The organism is Faecalibacillus sp. H12 (genome assembly GCF_013361255.1).
GTDB lineage: Bacteria > Bacillota_I > Bacilli_A > Erysipelotrichales > Coprobacillaceae > Faecalibacillus > Faecalibacillus intestinalis.
Window position 1 is genome coordinate 278,223 of the sequence record NZ_JABWDK010000002.1, and the last position, 19,670, is coordinate 297,892.

21 protein-coding genes are annotated in these 19,670 nt (G+C 39.0%); 16 read left to right on the top strand and 5 right to left on the bottom strand.

From position 1 onward, the window contains the following. The first annotated feature begins 80 nt into the window (after positions 1-80). The 12 genes from HUU89_RS04395 to HUU89_RS15435 all read left to right on the top strand — a co-directional run bounded on the left by HUU89_RS04395 (position 81) and on the right by HUU89_RS15435 (position 11,884). Complete coding sequence (locus HUU89_RS04395) at positions 81-1,514, top strand: phospholipase D family protein (RefSeq protein WP_175301085.1); 1,434 nt, start codon at positions 81-83, stop codon at positions 1,512-1,514. Then, entirely contained in the window at positions 1,493-2,203 is a 711-nt protein-coding gene (locus HUU89_RS04400) for a response regulator transcription factor (protein WP_003693048.1), read from the top strand. The genes HUU89_RS04395 and HUU89_RS04400 overlap by 22 nt, the downstream gene beginning before the upstream one ends. Continuing rightward, complete coding sequence (locus tag HUU89_RS04405; RefSeq protein WP_158421470.1) at positions 2,203-3,246, top strand: sensor histidine kinase; 1,044 nt, start codon at positions 2,203-2,205, stop codon at positions 3,244-3,246. Before HUU89_RS04400 ends, HUU89_RS04405 begins: the two co-directional genes overlap by 1 nt. A 31-nt stretch (positions 3,247-3,277) precedes the next feature. Then, a complete protein-coding gene (locus HUU89_RS04410) occupies positions 3,278-4,342 on the top strand; it encodes an FUSC family protein (RefSeq protein WP_175301086.1) in 1,065 nt (354 codons plus the stop codon). After that, positions 4,332-4,904: a CDP-alcohol phosphatidyltransferase family protein gene (locus tag HUU89_RS04415; RefSeq protein WP_055062482.1), complete on the top strand. Its 573-nt coding sequence runs from the start codon at positions 4,332-4,334 to the stop codon at positions 4,902-4,904. The genes HUU89_RS04410 and HUU89_RS04415 overlap by 11 nt, the downstream gene beginning before the upstream one ends. Positions 4,905-4,961: 57 nt before the next feature. After that, a complete protein-coding gene (locus HUU89_RS04420) occupies positions 4,962-7,583 on the top strand; it encodes a cation-translocating P-type ATPase (RefSeq protein ID WP_005360247.1) in 2,622 nt (873 codons plus the stop codon). Positions 7,584-7,603: 20 nt separating this feature from the next. Continuing rightward, positions 7,604-8,800 carry an AI-2E family transporter gene (locus HUU89_RS04425; protein WP_175301087.1) on the top strand — a complete coding sequence of 399 codons (1,197 nt, stop codon included), beginning with the start codon at positions 7,604-7,606 and terminating at the stop codon, positions 8,798-8,800. Between the two features lie 80 nt (positions 8,801-8,880). Next, positions 8,881-9,753, top strand: a complete 873-nt coding sequence (locus HUU89_RS04430; RefSeq protein ID WP_005360251.1) for a DegV family protein — start codon at positions 8,881-8,883, stop codon at positions 9,751-9,753. A gap of 151 nt (positions 9,754-9,904) precedes the next feature. Next, positions 9,905-10,276, top strand: a complete 372-nt coding sequence (locus HUU89_RS04435; protein WP_175301088.1) for a transposase — start codon at positions 9,905-9,907, stop codon at positions 10,274-10,276. Between the two features lie 31 nt (positions 10,277-10,307). Further along, on the top strand, positions 10,308-10,718 hold the full coding sequence (locus HUU89_RS04440; protein WP_005360253.1) for a hypothetical protein: 411 nt from the start codon (positions 10,308-10,310) through the stop codon (positions 10,716-10,718). Beyond that, the gene (locus HUU89_RS04445; protein WP_217498427.1) at positions 10,678-11,553 is read left to right on the top strand and encodes a transposase; all 876 of its coding nucleotides are present in this window, start codon (positions 10,678-10,680) and stop codon (positions 11,551-11,553) included. Before HUU89_RS04440 ends, HUU89_RS04445 begins: the two co-directional genes overlap by 41 nt. 1 nt (position 11,554) lies before the next feature. Next, complete coding sequence (locus tag HUU89_RS15435; protein ID WP_005360256.1) at positions 11,555-11,884, top strand: IS110 family transposase; 330 nt, start codon at positions 11,555-11,557, stop codon at positions 11,882-11,884. Positions 11,885-12,091: 207 nt separating this feature from the next. Here the strand turns inward: HUU89_RS15435 and HUU89_RS04460 are convergent, their stop codons facing one another. After that, positions 12,092-12,430: a hypothetical protein gene (locus tag HUU89_RS04460; protein WP_007887600.1), complete on the bottom strand. Its 339-nt coding sequence runs from the start codon at positions 12,428-12,430 to the stop codon at positions 12,092-12,094. 364 nt (positions 12,431-12,794) lie between these two features. On the opposite strand from HUU89_RS04460, the gene bsh reads away from it, so the two are divergent. Then, complete coding sequence (gene bsh / locus HUU89_RS04470; RefSeq protein WP_005360258.1) at positions 12,795-13,784, top strand: choloylglycine hydrolase; 990 nt, start codon at positions 12,795-12,797, stop codon at positions 13,782-13,784. 50 nt (positions 13,785-13,834) lie between these two features. Next, entirely contained in the window at positions 13,835-15,649 is a 1,815-nt protein-coding gene (gene ftsH, locus HUU89_RS04475) for an ATP-dependent zinc metalloprotease FtsH (protein WP_117502266.1), read from the top strand. Positions 15,650-15,780: 131 nt separating this feature from the next. Here ftsH and HUU89_RS04480 read toward each other — a convergent pair whose 3' ends face one another. After that, positions 15,781-17,139 carry a relaxase/mobilization nuclease domain-containing protein gene (locus HUU89_RS04480; protein ID WP_175301090.1) on the bottom strand — a complete coding sequence of 453 codons (1,359 nt, stop codon included), beginning with the start codon at positions 17,137-17,139 and terminating at the stop codon, positions 15,781-15,783. Beyond that, positions 17,106-17,429 carry a MobC family plasmid mobilization relaxosome protein gene (locus HUU89_RS04485; protein ID WP_117502270.1) on the bottom strand — a complete coding sequence of 108 codons (324 nt, stop codon included), beginning with the start codon at positions 17,427-17,429 and terminating at the stop codon, positions 17,106-17,108. The genes HUU89_RS04480 and HUU89_RS04485 overlap by 34 nt, the downstream gene beginning before the upstream one ends. 211 nt (positions 17,430-17,640) lie before the next feature. Here HUU89_RS04485 and HUU89_RS04490 point away from each other — a divergent pair, with 211 nt between their 5' ends. Both HUU89_RS04490 and HUU89_RS04495 read left to right on the top strand, forming a co-directional pair. Further along, positions 17,641-18,054: an MmcQ/YjbR family DNA-binding protein gene (locus tag HUU89_RS04490; RefSeq protein ID WP_217498428.1), complete on the top strand. Its 414-nt coding sequence runs from the start codon at positions 17,641-17,643 to the stop codon at positions 18,052-18,054. After that, positions 18,051-18,485: a flavodoxin family protein gene (locus tag HUU89_RS04495; RefSeq protein WP_117502272.1), complete on the top strand. Its 435-nt coding sequence runs from the start codon at positions 18,051-18,053 to the stop codon at positions 18,483-18,485. The genes HUU89_RS04490 and HUU89_RS04495 overlap by 4 nt, the downstream gene beginning before the upstream one ends. Before the next feature lie 57 nt (positions 18,486-18,542). On the opposite strand, the gene HUU89_RS04500 is transcribed toward HUU89_RS04495, so the two are convergent. Beyond that, on the bottom strand, positions 18,543-18,743 hold the full coding sequence (locus tag HUU89_RS04500) for a helix-turn-helix transcriptional regulator (protein ID WP_005344265.1): 201 nt from the start codon (positions 18,741-18,743) through the stop codon (positions 18,543-18,545). A gap of 56 nt (positions 18,744-18,799) precedes the next feature. Continuing rightward, positions 18,800-19,531 carry a helix-turn-helix domain-containing protein gene (locus HUU89_RS04505; RefSeq protein WP_008688138.1) on the bottom strand — a complete coding sequence of 244 codons (732 nt, stop codon included), beginning with the start codon at positions 19,529-19,531 and terminating at the stop codon, positions 18,800-18,802. Between the last annotated feature and the right edge of the window lie 139 nt (positions 19,532-19,670).

Consider the following 19,670-nt stretch of genomic DNA (forward strand, 5'->3'; position numbering starts at 1 on the left):
AAATAAATTTTGTTGAGGTTAAATTGAGATTGACTTTGTATTGTATAAGTATGAAATAAAAAGGAATCAGGTGATGTACAATGAAAAAGCATAAAATATGTAAAATTCTTCTTGTTATACTGGCAATTTTTTTATGTGTGGCTTTTTATGAATTGCTCGGAATCTGCGTTGCATATAAAAAGCAGCCGGAAGTGTCCAATACAACCAAAAAAGAAACAAAAAATGGGTCATGGAACGAATGCAGTGAAAATACAGAACGGGCAGTAATCATAGAAAAGAATCCAGAAGCGCTTTTACAAAGAGTGCGTTTGATCAAGAATGCAAAAAAGGAAATTATTCTTTCTACTTTTGCATTTCAATCCGATGAAAGTGGAAAATTGATTTTAGGAGCACTGCATGATGCGGCAGACAGAGGTGTACATATTCGTCTGTTAGTAGATGGAATGGAGAGCTGGATTGATATGGAAGGAAATCCGTATTTCTATGGATTATCTTCTCATGAGAATGTTGAAATTAAACTGTATAATAAGGCCAATCCGTTGAAACCATGGAAGATGATGGGTAGAATGCATGATAAATATTTGATTGCAGATGGAAAGAGATATATTCTTGGGGGAAGAAATACATACAATTATTTCCTGGGTGATTTTCCGGGACATAAGAACTATGACAGAGACGTGTTAGTGGTTTGCGATGAACCTGAGAAAGAAAATTCAGTTAACCAGTTGTCAGAGTATTTTGAAACCATATGGAATCAGGAAGACAGTGGTTATTTTCATAACAATAAAAAACTGGCAAATAGAAAATCTGTAAAGAACGCAGTTTTAGAGCTGCAGAACGGCTATCAGAAATATTTTGAAGAGAATAAGGAAAGAATCTGCGATACCGATTACACGGACGAAACTTTTGAGACAGAAAAGATTGCATTAGTGTCAAATCCTATTCACACAGGTTCCAAAGAACCAGTAGTGTGGTATCAGTTGGGAGAATTGATGAAAAATGCAAAAAATCGTGTGAAGATCCACACGCCATATATTATCTGTAATGATATGATGTATAATACATGGGAGGAGATTGCAGAGAACGTTTCAGATTTTTCTATCATGACAAATTCAGTTGCGAATAATGGGAATCCATTTGGGGCTGCCGATTATGCGAAAAACAGAAATAGAATCTTAAGTACAGGAATTAATATCTGGGAATATGAAGGCGGTTATTCATACCACGGAAAAAGTATTCTGATTGACGATGATCTGTCTGTAATCGGTTCCTTTAATATGGACATGAGAAGTGCATATCTGGATACGGAACTGATGCTTGTAATTCGCAGTAAAGATATTAATAAACAGTTGGAAGAGGGCATGATGGAATATGAAAGAGTGTCCCGCCAGGTATTGGAAGATGGAACCTATCGTGATCCATATCATGTAGAGCCAATCGAATTAACAAAGAAACGTCAGAGAAAAATATTTTTGGTACAGCATCTGCTGGGATGGGCAAGGTATCTGTTTTAATAAGGAGGAAGGAAAACGTGTTTCAAATATTGATTGTAGAAGATGATAAAGAATTAAGCCAGCTATTCCAAAAAGTGCTTGAGAAGAATGGATATCAAGTCAAAAGTGCATCGGATGGAGCACAGGCATTAGAAGTATTGGATAAGGAATATATTGATCTGATCATTTCTGATATTATGATGCCGGTTATGGATGGTTATGAACTGGTGTCGGAACTCCGTTCAGCAGGATATCAGATACCGGTACTTATGATCACTGCGAAAGGTTCCTTTGATGATATGCGCCAGGGATTTCTTTCGGGAAGTGACGATTATATGGTAAAACCGGTAAATGTGAATGAAATGGTTTTAAGAGTCGGAGCACTGCTTCGCCGTGCACAGATACTGAATGAACACAAAATTGTGATCGGTTCAACAGAGTTTGATTATGATGCAATGACGGTTACAACTGATAAGGAAAGTCTTGTTTTGCCTAAAAAAGAATTCCTGCTTTTATATAAGCTTGCAGCTTCGCCAGGCAGAACATTTACAAAACAACAGTTGATGGATGAAGTATGGGGATACGAGACGGAGGCAGACCCACATACGATAGAGGTACATATAGGAAGAATCAGGGAGCGTTTTAAAGATAACCCTGATTTTGAAATTGTAACAATGCGTGGAATTGGATACAAGGTGGTGAAAAAATAATGGAACAAAAGAAAGAAAAAGGATTGCGGATCCGATCCTGTCTGACTGGTGCAATCTGGCTGGCACTCGTATTTTCAACAGTCATATCTGCGTTATTATTTGCTTTTTTGAATCATTTTTTTAATCTGCCTGGTAGCATACCTATGCTTGGCTGGCTTTTGATTTTCAATACATTGATTGCAGGGCTGATCACTTCCTTTATCAATGCAAAGTTACTGGAACCAATTACCAGACTTAGTAAAGCAATGAAGGAAGTTTCTCAGGGAGATTTTGAACAGCATTTGGAAACGAACAGCCGTATAGCAGAAGTTGGAGAATCTTATCAAAGTTTTAACGTTATGACAAAAGAACTTCGTGCAACAGAGGTGCTGCAGATGGATTTTGTATCTAATGTTTCTCATGAGTTTAAGACCCCGATTAATGCCATTGAAGGGTATACAATGCTGCTTCAGGGAGAAGAACTGTCTCCGGATCAAGAGGAATATGTAGAAAAAATCTTATTTAACACCCAAAGACTTTCCGGATTGGTTGGTAATATTTTGCTGTTATCCAAGTTAGAGAATCAGAATATACCAATGAAAAAAACAGAATATCGTCTGGATGAACAGATCCGCCAGGCATTTCTTTCATTGGAAACAAAATGGACAGAAAAAGAAATTGGTTTTCAGGTAGAATTGGAGGAAGTTAAATATACTGGGAATGAAGGACTTTTTATGCATATCTGGATAAATCTTTTGGATAATGCGATTAAGTTCAGCCCTTCAAAGGGGACAATTACGATGTTTCTGAAACAAGAACAGGATTCTGTTAAGTTCATTCTGGAAGATGAAGGACCAGGAATAGAGGATGATGTAAAATCCAGAATATTTGACAAGTTCTATCAGGTAGATGGATCTCATAAAGCAGAAGGAAATGGCCTAGGTCTTGCACTTGTAAAACGGATTGTAGATAGTGCCGGAGGAACAATCAAAGCAGAAAACCGTGAATATGGTGGATGCAGATTTGTTGTAGAGCTTCCAATACAGAAAGATGAGGCCATATAAGTTTAAGAAAAACAGATAGAGGAGGAATTACATGACATTTTATCAGGAGTTGCAGTTAAATCAGGCAGGTTCTAAAAACCTGTTGAAAAAGAGTGAAACACGAAAAGAAAAATTATATCATATGTGGGTATATCTGGTGAAGATAGCTGTTACAATGGCATTTTGTTTTTTCTTTGTTAGTATTTTCAGCATCCTATTTGGAAATGAGAACAGCATTGTAGGTGTAGTAGTCTTATTATGTCTCATGGTGTTTAGAAATGCGGATCTGGGGATCCACACCGGACAATCTACGATGCTTTTGGCTTTGTTCTTTGTAATTATGACTGTATGTCCGCATTTGGCAAATCAGTTTTCACCGGTATTGGGAATGCTGTTAAATATTGCGGCACTGGCTGTGTTGATTCTGTTCGGATGCCATAATCCATTCATGTTTAATCAATCTACATTGGTTCTTGGGTATCTGCTGCTATATGGTTATGATGTTACGGGAAAAAGCTATCAGATGCGATTAGTCGGAATGGCTTTAGGTGCAGCACTTACCTGCTTCGTATTTTATCGAAATCATAAAAACAGAACTTATAAAAGAAATCTGAAAGATCTGATACAAGAATTTGATATCACTTCTTCCAGAACAAAATGGCAGATATGTCAGATTTTATGCGTACCGATTGTCCTTTGCATTGCAGAACTTTGTAATATGCCACGTGCAATGTGGGCTGGTATTGCGGCCATGTCCGCGATTTTGCCGTTTATGGAAGATATGCGCTACAGAGTCCGTAAAAGGATTGTCGGAAATATTGCAGGTGTTATATGTTTTACAGTATTATATTTTCTGCTTCCTTCGTCAATCTATGCATATATAGGAATTCTTGGTGGAATCGGTGTAGGATTTTCAGCACAATATGGCTGGCAGGCAGTATTTAACACATTTGGTGCTTTAGCCATTGCTGCAGAGACTTATGGACTACAAGGAGCGGTTAGTCTTAGAGTGATTCAAAATGTTTTTGGTGTTGTGTTTGCTTTAGCATTTTGTGTTATATTTTATTGGTTTATGTCTAAAAAAAAGGAAAGTGAGATGACCGTACATGCAGAGTGAAGTGAATCAGGAAGAAAATTTGAATAGAATTATTACGGTTCCTAATCTTCTTTCTTTTTTTCGGCTTTGTCTGATTCCGGTAATTATATGGAGTTATTGTGTAAAGAAAAATCCTCTGTTAGCTGGTGAAATCTTATTGCTGTCTGGTCTTACGGATCTTGCTGATGGATATATCGCAAGAAGATTCCATAGGATTAGTAATTTAGGAAAAATACTTGATCCGGTGGCTGATAAGCTGACACAGGCAGCGATGTTAATCTGTCTGTTTACTCGTTTTCCGCATGTGCTTCTTTTAATCGTAATAATGGCAGGTAAGGAGCTGTATATGGTAGTCAGTGGATGTCTTGTGATACGAAAGACAGGAAAAGTACATGGTGCAGACTGGCATGGAAAGATAGTAACCTTTTTATTATATGGAACTGCAGCGGTGCATATTATATGGTTCCAAATTACACCGATGGTATCAGATCTGTTGATTGGTTTGTGCGCTATAATGATGGTCATATCGGTCGCTCTGTATATTATCCAGAATACCAGGACTCTTAAGGGAGAGACTGTATAAGCAATTTTATATTGCAATGACTAGAAAAATATTTAGGAGAACGAGGAGGCGGAAGTGATGAAGGAAATTTATCAGCAGACGGTAGAAGAGGTTCTTGAAAGGGTGAATGGCAAGAAATCTGGGCTTACGAGTGAACAGGTGAAAAGATCCAGAGAAAAGTGTGGGTGGAATGAACTTACAGAAGGAAAGAAGAAAGGTATCCTGCAGATTTTCTTTGAACAGTATAAGGATTTTCTTGTACTGATTCTAATTGCATCAGCAATCATATCTGGTATGCTTGGAGATGTGGAAAGTGCGGCAGTTATCGTGACGGTTATTACGATCAATGCAATCTTGGGAACAATACAGACGGTAAAAGCAGAACAATCTCTGCAGAGTTTAAAGAATCTTTCTGGCCCGGAGGCAAAAGTATTGCGTGATGGTACAGTCGTTCAAATTCCGGCAAGAGAACTGGTTGTTGGAGATGTGATACTGCTTGAAGCAGGAGATATGATTCCGGCTGATGGAAGACTGATTGAAAATGCAAGTCTTAAGATTGATGAGAGTGCTCTTACAGGAGAAAGTCTTGCAGTTGAGAAAAACATGGATACAATATTGACGGAAGCGCCACTTGGTGATCGGACAAATATGTTATTTTCCGGTAGTTTTGTAACGTATGGGCGTGGGAAAGCTGTTGTAACGGATATAGGAATGCAGACAGAAGTCGGAAAGATTGCAGGACTTTTGAAGTCAACTTCGGAAAAACAGACACCACTTCAGGTGAGTTTGGAAGTCTTTGGAAAGAAGCTTTCTATTATGATTCTGGTATTTTGCGGACTCTTATTTGCAATAAATGTGTTCCGCGGTGAAAAGATCAGCAGTGCATTTATGTTTGCAGTAGCACTTGCAGTAGCAGCAATTCCTGAAGCGCTAAGTTCTATCGTGACAATTGTACTTTCTTTCGGAACACAGAAGATGGCAAAAGAGCATGCAATCATTCGTAAACTACAGGCGGTAGAAGGACTTGGAAGTGTTTCTATTATTTGTTCGGATAAGACAGGAACGCTCACACAGAATAAAATGACGGTTGAAGATTATTATATAGATGGAAAAAGAATTTCAGCAGAGGCAATTGATATATCAGATCAGGCACAAAAATGTCTTTTAAATTACAGTATTCTATGTAATGATTCGACAAATGAAAATGGAGTAGAAATTGGAGATCCAACAGAAACAGCATTGATTAATCTTGGAAGTCGATATGGGATAGAGGCGGCAAGCGTAAGAAAGCTTTATCCAAGAAATGGAGAACTGCCATTTGACAGTGATCGAAAGATGATGTCAACACTTCACCTGATAGATGGTAAAAATCAAATGATTGTAAAAGGTGCAGTCGACAAGCTCCTGGAACGTACAGAGCAAATCTGGACGAAAGAGGGAATTCGAAAAATTACTGAGGAAGATAAAGAAAAAATACAACGTCAAAATCAGGAATTTTCGATGGAAGGTTTAAGAGTATTGGCTTTTACCTATCGTGAAATTCCTAAGAATCACACATTAACGATACAAGATGAGGATCACTTAGTATTTCTTGGTTTGATTGCGATGATGGATCCTCCGAGAGAAGAATCAAAAGCTGCGGTAGCGGAATGTATAAAAGCGGGAATTCGACCGGTTATGATCACCGGAGATCATAAAATTACAGCAGCAGCAATTGCAAAGAGAGTTGGAATATTACATGATTTATCGGAAGCCTGTGAAGGGGCAGATATAGAAAATATGAGTGACGAGGAACTCAAAGAATTTGTCTCAAATATTTCTGTGTATGCAAGAGTGTCACCGGAACATAAAATTCGCATTGTTCGGGCATGGCAGGAAAGAGGAATGATTGTGGCAATGACAGGAGACGGTGTCAATGATGCACCGGCATTAAAGCAGGCAGATATTGGTGTTGCAATGGGAATGACCGGAACGGAAGTTGCGAAAGATGCAGCAGCGATGGTACTTACAGATGATAACTTTGCAACAATCGTAAAAGCAGTGGAAAATGGACGAAACTTATATCAGAATATCAAGTATGCGATACAGTTTCTTTTGTCAGGAAATTTCGGAGCAATTTTAACCGTTCTTTGTTCATCGGTTGCAGGACTTCCGGTGCCATTTGCACCAGTACATTTACTCTTCATTAATCTTTTGACGGATAGTCTTCCGGCAATTGCGTTAGGCTTAGAGCCGGATAGAAGTGAAGTGATGAGTGAAAAACCGAGATTGGCAGATGAGTCGATATTGACAAAAGATTTTCTTAGCAAAATCGGTCTGGAAGGTTTGGTAATTGGAGCAATGACAATGATCAGTTTTTTGACAGGATACAACCAGAATGGTACATTGCTTGGAAGCACGTATGCTTTTGGAACTCTTTGTCTGGCACGTTTGTTTCATGGATATAATTGCAAATCAGATCATCCGGTCATTTTTACAAAAGGTCTCTTTCATAACAAGTGGCTTCAGGGAGCATTTGTGTTAGGTGCAGTACTCATTACAACAGTACTGACGGTTCCTGGTTTCCATAACTTATTCAAAGTGGAAACGTTGAATCTGATGCAGCTTGGATGTGTATATTTATATGCTTTTGCAAGCCTTCTGATTATTCAATTACTTAAGTGTATACGTATGAAACTAAGAAAAAGAGGGGAAAGATAGTGGATTTAAGCAGATGTTCTATGAAAAAAATTCGAGAACTGATTGTGTTTACGGCATTTCTTGTAGTTGCTTTGTGGAAATTCGATGTGGTGATTGAAGTGCTGAAGTCAATATGGAAAATTGTGTTTCCTTTTGCGCTTGGTGGTGCAATTGCCTTTGTGATTAATGTACCAATGAGTTTCCTGGAAAAGAAAATGCTCGGAAAGATAAAAGAAAATAATAAAATAGGAAAAAAAGCTGCGAGACCGATAAGCCTGCTTCTTACAATTATATTGGCAGCAGGTGTAATGGTATTGGTAATATTTGGTGTGATTCCACAGCTTACACAGACCATGGGAAATCTGATGACGAGTATTTCAGATTTTATTCCACAGATGCAAAACTGGATTCGGGAATTTTCACATGATAATCAGGATATTATGAAATTGGTAGATCAGCTGCAGTTTCAGCCTGATCAGGCAATTAAATGGGGAATAAGTCTTCTTGGAAACGGAGTCGGAAATATGATGAATACGACGATGTCAGCAGTAGGTTCCATTGCCAGTGGATTAGCGACCTTTTTTATTTCGTTTTCCTTTGCATGCTATATTCTTTTTCAGAAGGAAAAATTACATTTACAGGTAAGAAAAGTGATTTTCGCTTTTATTCCAAAACAAAAAGCAGATGCAATTCTTAACATATGTTCGCTGACATATCGGACATTTGCAAATTTTCTTGCAGGGCAGTGTCTGGAAGCAGTAATTCTCGGAATGATGTTTGTTATCACGCTAAGTATTTTAAAAATGCCATATGCACTTTTAATTGGAATTTTGATCGCGTTTACCGCATTGGTTCCTATCTTTGGAGCCTTTATTGGCTGTGCCGTGGGAAGTTTTCTGATCTTTATGGTAAATCCAAAACAGGCAGTTTTATTTATTATAGTTTTTCTGCTTTTGCAGCAGATAGAAGGTAATCTGATCTATCCTCATGTGGTTGGCGGATCAGTAGGACTTCCATCAATTTGGGTACTGGCGGCAGTTACAATCGGCGGAAATCTTATGGGAATTATAGGTATGCTGATTTTCATTCCACTTGTATCGGTATTTTATACTATATTCCGGGAGTTCGTATATCTGCGCCTAAAAAAACAACATATAAAACGAGTAACGAGAACGGATGTGGAAGAGTATGCGGAGGAGGAAATTGCGTCATCCTTTATTTTGCCGAATGAAAAATAATGATATGATACAAATATAAATGAAGTGTAATGCCGATTATTAAGACGTTATAAAAATAGATTACAAAGGAAGAAGATATTATGAAGAAAATAGGAATCATGACAGACAGCCACAGTGGAATTTTGAGCGAAGAAGCGCAGAGACTCGGAATTAAGGTACTACCGATGCCCTTTTATATCGGAGAGAAAGTGTATCGTGAAGGAGTAGATCTTTCCAGAGATGAATTTTATGATATGCTTCGAAAGGGCGTAGATGTATCTACATCTCAGCCGTCACCAACAGAAGTTATGGATATGTGGAAAGAGATGCTGAAAGAATATGAGGAGATTGTTTATATTCCTCTTAGTAGTGCTTTAAGTGGGTCCTGTATGACAGCAGAAGCCATGGCAAATGAAGATGAATTTGCCGGTAAGGTGTTTGTCGTAGATAACGGTCGTGTGGCAACCCCGATGCATCGTTCTGTTCTTGATGCAGTAGAAATGGCAGAAGAAGGATACAGTGTAGTCGAAATCAAGAAAATTCTTGAAGAAACCAGAGAAAAAATGACAATTTATATCGGGCTCAGCACACTGAAATATCTCAAAAAAGGAGGAAGAGTCAGCTCTGTGACAGCTTTGGCAGCAGATGTCCTGAATATCAAACCTGTTATGCATTTCAGCACAGGAAAGCTTGATATCTACCAGAAATGCCGTGGTATGAAGAAATCACGTAAAGTTATGATCGATGCAATGAAGCATGAGCTGGAAACGAATTTCCGAGAAGAATATGCTGCGGGTAAAGTGTACCTGATGGCGGCGTCCAGCAGTACCGATGAAGTGACAGAAGAATGGGTAAACCAGATTAAAGAAAGTTTCCCGGGAATGGAAGTCATGTGTGATAAACTTTCCTTCGGTTTGTCCTGTCATATCGGTCCGGATGGACTGGGAATCGGATGCACCTGTAAGCCAGTGTAAAAAACTGCTCCGGAGAAGATAAAATAAAAGATTAGGGTGTCAAAAGGTTTATAGCCTTTGATATAAATTTGTACCTTGAAAACTTAACACGATATGTAAAAACATTGGATTCTTTGGTAAAATGTAGGTAGCATTTTATGAGGTGATCTATATGTCTTTTGTTAAAAATGATAATCAACAGCTTACTGTTTTAGACAGTACTTTTAATCTTACAGAACGCGAAAAACGAATGTTAGAAAAATCATGGGCAAATACTTTTGCAGACAAAGTTTTTCCTGCTATTGATGAAAATATTTTTTCTGTTCTTTACAGTAAAAAAGCATCCAGACCTAATACTCCGGTCAATGTGATTGTTGGGGCACTGATTCTTAAAGAAGCTCTTAATGTTACTGACGATGAGATCGTTGAAGCTATGGCATTTGATATCCGCTATCAGTATGCACTGCACACAACCAGTTTTGAAGAGCAGCCAATTAGTGACAGAACCCTCGGCAGGTTTAGAGCAAGAGGAAACAGAGCATGATGTTGATCTTATTCATGAATGTGTTGTAAAAATGGCAAAAGAAATATCTGATTTTATGGATATCACTCCGGATAAACAACGTATGGACAGTTTAATGGTTGCTGCAAATATCAGAAACCTCTCATTGCTTGAATTGTTTTATACTTGTGTTGCTAATCTTTGCAAAATAATGGATGAGCGTGGAACAAAAATTCCGGATGAACAATATCATTATATTAAAAAAGATGATTATAATAAATGCATTTATCACAAGCGGGATATGGATGCAACTGAGAGAAACGTTGTTGTGATGAAAGATGCAGATATCTTGATAAAGATTTGTGATTCAACCGGTGATTTTGATGATACAAGTGAATATCAGCTTCTTATTCGCCTATTAAAGGAACGCACAATCATTGATGATGGTGGCTCAAGGCGGCTTCGACAAAAAAGAGGAAGTTGAAAATCCTTCAGAAGTATTGCTTAATCCTTCTGATCCAGAAGCCACTTTCCGCTATAAAGCAGGTGGCAGATATCTTGGATACGTTGGAAACGTAGTTGAAGCTGTCGGAGAAAAAAGCAGTCTGGTCATTGTCTACGATTACCAGCAAAATACCTACGCAGATAATCAGTTTATGAAAGATTATCTTAATGAGAAAAAAGATTTTTCTGATGGTTCTTTTATTGTTGCCGATGGGGCATACAGCGGAGAAGAGAACTCACGTTTAGCATCTGAACATAATCTAAAACTTGTTACAACCAATTTCACAGGACGCAAACCAGATGAAATATATGCTGATTTTGTTTTTACTGATGATGGAAAATATCTCATCAAATGTAAGAATAATCGTGTACCTGAAGACTGTATCTATGATCCAGGCAATGAGCGTTCCGTTGCGTATTTTCGGATAAGTGACTGCGAAGGATGTCCTTACAAAGAACGGTGTCAGTCGCGTTTTCTAAAAACACGAGTCCGAAAGGAAGTATCTTGGAAATCCGTTGGTCGTGCAAAACAATTACAGTACATGCAGACGGAAGAATTTTCTGAATATGCAAAATTTAGAAATGGAGTAGAAGCAATTCCCTCTCTTCTTCGTCGAAGATATCATGTGGACAAGATACCTGTACATGGCAAAAAACGTACCCGGTTATTCTTCGGATTTAAAATAGCAGCATTAGATTTTCAAAAGCTATTAGATTATAAAAAAGCATTATATTTTCCAAAAAGCTGGTCGATAGAACCCAGGAGGCCTGCAAGATCTCCAATTAGTTTCGTGGCTGAAAGAAACAGATTGTGAGATGGCTGCCATGGAAAGTACGGGCTCTTATTGGAAACCTGTATATAATATATTTGAAGAAGAACAGATACCGATCATGGTTGTGAATGCGCAGCATATCAAAGGAGTTCCCGGACGTAAGACGGATGTAAAAGATGCAGAGTGGATTGCCGATCTGGTACGCCATGGATTAGTAAAAGCAAGTTACATACCAAATAGGGATATTATATGGTTCCAAATTACACCGATGGTATCAGATCTGTTGATTGGTTTGTGCGCTATAATGATGGTCATATCGGTCGCTCTGTATATTATCCAGAATACCAGGACTCTTAAGGGAGAGACTGTATAAGCAATTTTATATTGCAATGACTAGAAAAATATTTAGGAGAAGATAGATATAAACAGTAAGTCAAACACACAAACTATGGAGTCTTTAGTCGCTTTAATAAAATTTTAGATAGAAAATAAATCATTCAATGTCATTTAGATAAGGTTTTTTATGACAAAAAGACAGATTGCTTATCTGCCTTATAATGCAGTATAATGGTAACGAGATTTATGCAACCCGATACATGAAATCCCTATTTCTCTTTGGACGGAGGTGGATAGGATATTTTCGATTGTACTTGACAGGTGTCAGATACTTTTGTATGAGAAGCATGGACTCTGTTTCGTTACCATCGTGTTTGAGATATGCCCTGCATATGTTTACTGCATTTGAAACGGATTTACTCTGCATCTGGAGCATAAACTGAATATACTCGCGGAAAGAAAGTTTGCGGTTCCTGGTAAAATCACTTTCCGGATTACGGCAGAACATGGAGTGAATTTCATCGAGTTCTGTGATGCAGTTGTCGAGTGTGGATTTTAAATTAGATAAGAAAAAATCAGCCATAATGAGCCTCCTTGAAATATGTTTATAATCAAGGCTTGCGCAACATATATTGGCTTACTTGTCAACTGTTTTTTGTAATATTTTTAAAGTTTTTAGGTATAAAAACAGTGGCTTTCTATGACAGAAAACCACTAAAATGATGCTTAACTGAATGGCATTGCTTTATCACCACTTTGAAAATGGTTGTTTTATGGCGGATAGTCAGACAGTTTTGGATATAAGAGATGATCTGGGAGCAACCATGAATGAATGCAGGGAAGTGACCGAAAAGTACCGCACAGGACGGAGTGCATATTTACGGCTCGAACAGTTGTTTATGCGATTGTTTGCAGGATTATTATAGCAGAAAGAAGAGGTGTTCGATATGTGTACAGCAGCAACTTACAAAACAAAAGATTTTTATATGGGCAGAACGCTTGATTATGAATTTTCCTATGGGGAACAGATCACGATAACGCCAAGAAATTACGAATTTGATTTCCGGTTTGCCGGGAAGATAAAAAGCCATTATGCTTTGATCGGAATGGCATTTGTTGCAGGAGGTTATCCGCTTTATTATGATGCTGTTAATGAAAAAGGCCTTGGAATGGCAGGTCTTAATTTTGTCGGCAATGCGGCATATGAAGAGGCTTTGCCGGAAGATGAAACAGAAGTCAGCCAGGTGGCACAGTTCGAGTTCATCCCATGGATCCTTACACAGTGTGCTACTGTAGCAGAGGCGAGAGAGAAGCTGGCAGCAATGAGACTGACAGGCACAGCATTCAGTGAACAGCTGCCGACAGCACAGCTTCACTGGATCATTGCAGACAAAGACGCCTGTATCGTTGTTGAGTCTATGAAGGATGGGCTGCATGTATATGATAATCCGGTAGGAGTGCTTACCAATAATCCACCATTCCTGGGTCAGATGTTTGCACTGAATAATTATGCCGGAGTATCCAGAAAACAGCCGGAGAGTACTTTTGCAGGAGTATTACAGCTTGATGCATATAGCAGAGGAATGGGTGGAATGGGAATACCTGGAGATCTTTCCAGCCAGTCAAGATTTGTGAAAGTTGCCTTTACAAAATTAAATTCGATCTCCGGTGAAGAAGAGGGTGAGAGTGTAAGCCAGTTCTTCCATATCTTAGGATCTGTAGATCAGCAGCGTGGATGTTGTGAGGTGACAGAAGGCAAATATGAGATCACGATATACACGTCCTGTTGTAATACAGCAAAAGGTATTTATTATTATACGACTTATGATAATCATCAGATCACAGCGGTTGACATGCATGCGGAAAATCTGGATTCAGATCAGCTGATCTGTTATCCGCTTCTGTCCAAGGGCGAAGTCAGATGGCAGAATAAATAATACGAAAATGCACGGAGAAAGCATATCGCAGAACAACAGGAGGAAAGACCATGAAAGAAGTTAAAACACCGAAAAAACCACTGGCATATTATTATGGGATTGTGTTAATAGTGCTGATTGTATTTAATCTGGTTGTCGCACCAATCCTTATGGAGCATCAGGTAAAGGAAACGGATTATGGAACTTTTATGAGCATGATCGAGAAGAAGAATATCGGTGAAGTAGAAGTTAAGGACAATCAGATCATCTTTACAGATAAAGATCAAAAAAATATTTATAAAACAGGTCTGATGAACGATCCGAACCTGACGGACAGGCTATATGAATGTGGAGCAGTATTCGCAAAAGATATCGATAAGCAGATGTCACCGATCATTAGCTTCCTGCTGACCGGGGTTTTGCCATTGATCCTTTTTATCGCACTGGGAAATTATATGGCGAAGAAACTGATGGAGCATGCCGGAGGAAAAAATTCGATGGCTTTTGGAATGGGAAAAAGCAATGCGAAGATTTATGTGCAATCCAGTGAGGGAATCCGTTTTTCAGACGTTGCAGGAGAAGATGAGGCGAAAGAAAACCTTTCAGAGATCGTTGATTATCTTCACAATCCGAAGAAGTATACCGATGTAGGTGCGTCTATGCCAAAAGGTGTCCTTCTTGTAGGACCTCCGGGAACTGGTAAAACAATGCTTGCAAAAGCAGTTGCGGGTGAATCAAATGTACCATTTTTCTCAATGTCCGGATCAGAATTCGTAGAGATGTTTGTCGGTATGGGAGCTTCCAAGGTTCGAGATCTTTTCAGACAGGCAAAGGAAAAGGCACCATGTATCGTGTTTATTGATGAAATTGATGCCATTGGTAAAAAGCGTGACGGACAAATGGGCGGAAATGATGAGAGGGAGCAGACCTTAAATCAGCTTCTTACAGAGATGGATGGATTTGAAGGAAATAATGGTGTCATCATTCTTGCTGCAACGAACCGTCCGGAGTCGTTAGATCCGGCACTTACACGTCCGGGACGTTTTGACAGGCGTGTGCCGGTTGAACTGCCGGATCTTGCAGGACGTGAAGCAATTTTAAAGGTTCATGCAAAGAAGATAAAAGCATCTGATGATGTTGACCTGCATACGATTGCACGTATGGCATCCGGTGCATCCGGTGCGGAGCTTGCCAATATTATAAATGAAGCAGCATTACGTGCTGTCCGTAGTGGAAGGACCGTTGTAAATGAATCTGATCTCGAAGAAAGTATAGAAGTGGTTATTGCAGGATATCAGAAGAAGAATGCGGTTCTTTCAGATCAGGAGAAGAAGGTTGTTGCATATCATGAGATAGGACACGCTCTGGTAGCTGCATTGCAGAGTCATTCAGCACCGGTCCAGAAGATTACGATCATCCCGCGTACCTCAGGTGCACTCGGCTACACTATGCAGGTTGAGCAGGGTGATAAATATCTGATGACGAAAAAAGAACTTGAGAATAAGATTGTTACATTTACAGGCGGACGTGCGGCAGAGGAGATCGTATTTGGTGAGATCACGACAGGAGCCTCCAATGATATCGAACAGGCAACAAAAATTGCAAGAGCGATGATCACCCGCTACGGCATGACAGATGAATTCGACATGGTGGCAATGGAAACCGTGACCAACCAGTATCTTGGCGGCGATACGTCTCTTTCCTGTTCCACAGATACCCAGAAGGAAATTGATGAAAAAGTCGTGCAGCTCGTAAAAGCAGAGCATGAAAAAGCAAGAAAAATCCTTTCCGAAAACAGGGAAAAACTGGACGAACTGGCTATGTACCTGTATGAGAAGGAAACAATTACAGGTGACGAATTTATGGATATTTTAGACAGAAAATAATGTAGTTAATTAGATAATCATCTTCCACATGGAATACATCTTCCACCAGCATATTAAGGGTGATAGGGTAGAGCAATAAAACAGATTAGATGGAAAGGGAAGAGGCACCGTTACATAGGTACCTCTTCTTTTTAAAGAGTTGGCTCTTTCCCTGATACAGGAATTTGTATCTCCGGAGCATTGAGCAGTGCTGTGAAATTCTGCTGAATGATTTCCAGAGTTTTCAGCTTTTTCTGTAATTCCTGTTTTTCCCGAACAGTAGAAGTCTGTTCAGATTCAAGATTTTCAATCTGCTTCTGGATTTTATTAGAGCTTGGGATTTTGGTAATACCGAGATCCTGAAGCTCTTTTTTTAGTGAATCGTGGAGCTGGTATTCTGCCTGATGTTTGGTGCGGTATACTTTTGGGTTTTTGGCAGATTTGCAATCTTCAATCACTTTACGGCAGAGTCGGTAAGAATCGCAGTGCTTTTGAATGATTTTCTGTGTGCTTAGCTCACTGTTAATTTGTATTATTCTCTGTTCAGCCGCTTTAACAGAAGCATCAACGTCAGAAATATGCTGCTGGAAATCTTCATAATTCAGCAGATTATTTTCGGAAAGATAGTTAAAGGTGCGGGCTGTCTCTTTTAGATTATTTAGTTTTGCCCAACGTTCAAATCCTTCTCGATTGCCGGTTGTAACATACGTGGAGATATTGATATACAGGCGAGCTTCTCTGGATAGATGCTTTGGAGTTTTCACTTTGTTACGATTTTTAGCCAGGCGGATGCGGACATTTTCTTCTGAATAATAGCTTCCGAGAGATTTCATATAAGTGAAATTCTTCTGCTCTGGTGCACGGAAGGATAGGTGTTTTCCTTGGCGGACTTCATATCCGGCTAACTGCATTTTTTGTAGAAATTCCTCATAGTTAATGGAAGTCCAGATTGCCTTATCAACTGAAACACGTAGCTTGGCTTTCCAACTGGTGCCACGATGATATTCGATGTTCTCTTTATAGCTTTTACCTTTTTCTCCGGTTGGCATACTGGTGGCAAGTCCATTTTCATGGCAGATACGATTACTGATCCGGCAGATTTTATGGTAGCTCCGCTTATTGGAAACATATTTGTGATAATCAACAAAACTTGCTGCATTAAAGATGATGTGGTTATGAATGTGGTTTTTGTCAACATGGGTACTGATCACGTATTCATATTTTCCTTTCAGTACTTCGTCTGCAAATTGTTGTCCTAAGCGATGGGCAGTTTCGGCATCAACTTCTCCAGGTTTAAATGACTGAATCAGATGAAATGCCAGGTTATCACCTTTGTCCATTCCATTCTTTTTCGTCATTTCTCTAGTCATGGAAAATTCAAGATCTGCAGTTTCCGGGGAACAGCCAAAACTGGAAACTAACAGTTTTTCATCTGTTTTATCTGGATTCGTGATGTAGTCCAGAGCTTTCTTGTCTGTTACTTTAATTGGGAAGATCTTAAGATACGCCATAGTTCTTTCACCATCTCTTTCAATTCTTTCATTTCCTCCGGGTATAGATCTCCGGTGGTATTTACCTTTTTTGCAATCTGATTGATATTTACGCCAATCTTGTGCATTTCCTCATACTGTTTCTTCAGCGGAGTAGTGTCGGTGTTGACGATGTAACCGTCGATTGCCATTTTACGAAGATAAGCTCCCATGTTTTTGGTCTTTGATTCAATCATCTTTCTGCGGATAAGCTTCCGCTCTTCTTCTGTGACATAAAAATGGATTTCTTTGTTTCGCTTTCTTTCAGCCATTGGTGGGTTCTCCTTTCTGAGAGGGCAGTAGTATCGTTGCTTTCAGCGTTTTTTCAATTTAGGGCAGGGTACCCTGAATTGGGATTTTTCGGAAGTGTATCCTCACTTCCTGTCCTTGCTGTTTTACCCCTCTATTAGCTAAAGTCAGAAGAATAAGAGAAATGCAAAAGAATTTGGCATGTAGTATGACATACGAAAATGTGGTATGATTATGGACAGGATATCAGAAGAATCAGGAGTTGAAAAGATTGTGAAGACGGAAGAAATCTTTGAATACGTGCAGAAACAGTACGGTACAGTTCCGGAATATTTATGGAGTAAATCGCCAGACAGTGCGGTACTTCGTCATAAAAATGGAAAATGGTATGCAGTATTCATGACAGTTGAGAAATCTAAGTTGGGATTAGAGGGAAATGAGCTGGTTGACATCATGGACGTAAAGTGCGATCCAGAAATGACCAGCATGATTATTCAGACTTATGGATTTTTACCAGGATATCATATGAATAAGCAGCACTGGATCACGATTTTACTGGATGGTTCAGTCAGTGAAGCAAAGACATTGGACTTTTTAGATATGAGCTATGACCTGATTGACGGAACAGACAGAAAGGAAGAAAAATGAGAACAGCGATAGTATACGCATCTGTGCATCATGGAAATACAGAAAAATTAGCAAAGAGGATCGCAGAAGAATGTCAGGTGGATTTGATTGATGCTGTGATACAGCCAGATGCAGATCTGAGCAGTTATGATATGATTGGGTTTGCATCAGGAATCTATTTTTCAAAGTTTCATCAGTCGATATTGGAATTTGCAGAGAAGAATCTACCGAACGACAAAAAGATATTTCTGATCTGTACTTATGGTGGAAGTGCGAATTATAAATCCATAGAGCAGATTTTGGATAAAAAACATGCCAGTGTGGTTGGAAAATTTGGCTGTAAAGGGTATGACACATTCGGACCATTTAAACTGGTTGGAGGTATTGCAAAAGGACATCCGAATGAAGAAGATATGAAAAACGCAGTGGACTTTGTAAAAGGAGTACACTAATTTTTGAGCAAAAGGAAAACCGGGGATTTTACTCCTCGGTTTTCTGGCTGTTATGCTTCAGTCTTCAACTTGAAAAATATCTTCTACAGGCACTTTCAGGTAATGTGCCAGCCGGATTGCAATCTCAAGAGAGGGATTACGTTCTCCACGTTCGATGCGGCCTATAGTCTGACTGCAGGAACCTATGGCTTCAGCCAAATCTGCTTGAATGAGATTCCGTTCTTCACGAATATCTTTTAGTGTATTATTGATTGCCATTCAATCACTTCCTTTGCTTATTGTTATCAGCAGAATTGTGAACCTGCTGTTGAAATCTAATGGAATCCCGGAATTTCTGCACCTTTGCATTTCCCGATTACTTTTCCAAAAATCTTAAAAGAGTCAGATTCCAAAACCTGGATAGGACGATATTTTTGATTTAAAGAAATCAGATAAACACCATCTGGCTCATCGTGTAATTCCTTGATGTAAGTATTGCCGTTGAGATAGAAGATTCCAATTTCACCATTAGCAAGAGAATCTTTTTTCTGAATCCATGCGACATCGCCTGTATGATAAAGTGGCTCCATACTGTCACCGGAGATCCGTACACCAAAGTCAGTCTGCTCAGGAGCAAGGTGTCCTACATCATAAGTTTCTTTTACAGAATCTTCCAGGTAATTTCCAGTACCAGCAGAAACTGGTTCCCAGGTAATTTCTACAGGATGATGGAATGGGATAATCTTTGCAGACAGTGGAGAAAACTTTTTAGAAGCTTTCAAAATATCAGCAAATTCAATCAATTTATTTCTGCCTTCTTCATTTAATCCACTCATAATGTTATATGGGTTTTCTCCAAAGAAGGATTCATATATATCTTCGATATCAAGTAACTGGCAAAGTGTCAGGAAAACATGTAAAGCTGGTTCTCGTGCATTGGTCTCCCATTTGGAGATTGCTTTTGTAGTGACCTGAATACCTTCTTGAGAAAGCAGGTCTACCAGATCTGATTGAGAGTATCCTTTCTTTTTTCTATTTTCTGCTAATATTTCCCCGAAATCACGCATTTGTTCGCCTCATTTCTATTTGAATTTTCTATATGCATTATACCGTATGTTAGAAATAAAATCAACAATAATCTCCGAAATGGAGAAAATGCAACCAATATGTCGCTTGACTATCTCCGGAATGTCGATATATACTAAA

Excerpts from the sequence above, each read along its gene's own strand:
- HUU89_RS04395 (WP_175301085.1), top strand. The coding sequence starts at position 81 with ATGAAAAAGCATAAAATATGTAAAATTCTTCTTGTTATACTGGCAATT.
- HUU89_RS04400 (WP_003693048.1), top strand. The coding sequence starts at position 1,493 with ATGGGCAAGGTATCTGTTTTAATAAGGAGGAAGGAAAACGTGTTTCAA.
- HUU89_RS04405 (WP_158421470.1), top strand. The coding sequence starts at position 2,203 with ATGGAACAAAAGAAAGAAAAAGGATTGCGGATCCGATCCTGTCTGACT.
- HUU89_RS04410 (WP_175301086.1), top strand. The coding sequence starts at position 3,278 with ATGACATTTTATCAGGAGTTGCAGTTAAATCAGGCAGGTTCTAAAAAC.
- HUU89_RS04415 (WP_055062482.1), top strand. The coding sequence starts at position 4,332 with ATGCAGAGTGAAGTGAATCAGGAAGAAAATTTGAATAGAATTATTACG.
- HUU89_RS04420 (WP_005360247.1), top strand. The coding sequence starts at position 4,962 with ATGAAGGAAATTTATCAGCAGACGGTAGAAGAGGTTCTTGAAAGGGTG.
- HUU89_RS04425 (WP_175301087.1), top strand. The coding sequence starts at position 7,604 with ATGAAAAAAATTCGAGAACTGATTGTGTTTACGGCATTTCTTGTAGTT.
- HUU89_RS04430 (WP_005360251.1), top strand. The coding sequence starts at position 8,881 with ATGAAGAAAATAGGAATCATGACAGACAGCCACAGTGGAATTTTGAGC.
- HUU89_RS04435 (WP_175301088.1), top strand. The coding sequence starts at position 9,905 with ATGTCTTTTGTTAAAAATGATAATCAACAGCTTACTGTTTTAGACAGT.
- HUU89_RS04440 (WP_005360253.1), top strand. The coding sequence starts at position 10,308 with ATGGCAAAAGAAATATCTGATTTTATGGATATCACTCCGGATAAACAA.
- HUU89_RS04445 (WP_217498427.1), top strand. The coding sequence starts at position 10,678 with ATGGTGGCTCAAGGCGGCTTCGACAAAAAAGAGGAAGTTGAAAATCCT.
- HUU89_RS15435 (WP_005360256.1), top strand. The coding sequence starts at position 11,555 with ATGGCTGCCATGGAAAGTACGGGCTCTTATTGGAAACCTGTATATAAT.
- HUU89_RS04460 (WP_007887600.1), bottom strand. The coding sequence starts at position 12,430 with ATGGCTGATTTTTTCTTATCTAATTTAAAATCCACACTCGACAACTGC.
- bsh (WP_005360258.1), top strand. The coding sequence starts at position 12,795 with ATGTGTACAGCAGCAACTTACAAAACAAAAGATTTTTATATGGGCAGA.
- ftsH (WP_117502266.1), top strand. The coding sequence starts at position 13,835 with ATGAAAGAAGTTAAAACACCGAAAAAACCACTGGCATATTATTATGGG.
- HUU89_RS04480 (WP_175301090.1), bottom strand. The coding sequence starts at position 17,139 with ATGGCGTATCTTAAGATCTTCCCAATTAAAGTAACAGACAAGAAAGCT.
- HUU89_RS04485 (WP_117502270.1), bottom strand. The coding sequence starts at position 17,429 with ATGGCTGAAAGAAAGCGAAACAAAGAAATCCATTTTTATGTCACAGAA.
- HUU89_RS04490 (WP_217498428.1), top strand. The coding sequence starts at position 17,641 with ATGGACAGGATATCAGAAGAATCAGGAGTTGAAAAGATTGTGAAGACG.
- HUU89_RS04495 (WP_117502272.1), top strand. The coding sequence starts at position 18,051 with ATGAGAACAGCGATAGTATACGCATCTGTGCATCATGGAAATACAGAA.
- HUU89_RS04500 (WP_005344265.1), bottom strand. The coding sequence starts at position 18,743 with ATGGCAATCAATAATACACTAAAAGATATTCGTGAAGAACGGAATCTC.
- HUU89_RS04505 (WP_008688138.1), bottom strand. The coding sequence starts at position 19,531 with ATGCGTGATTTCGGGGAAATATTAGCAGAAAATAGAAAAAAGAAAGGA.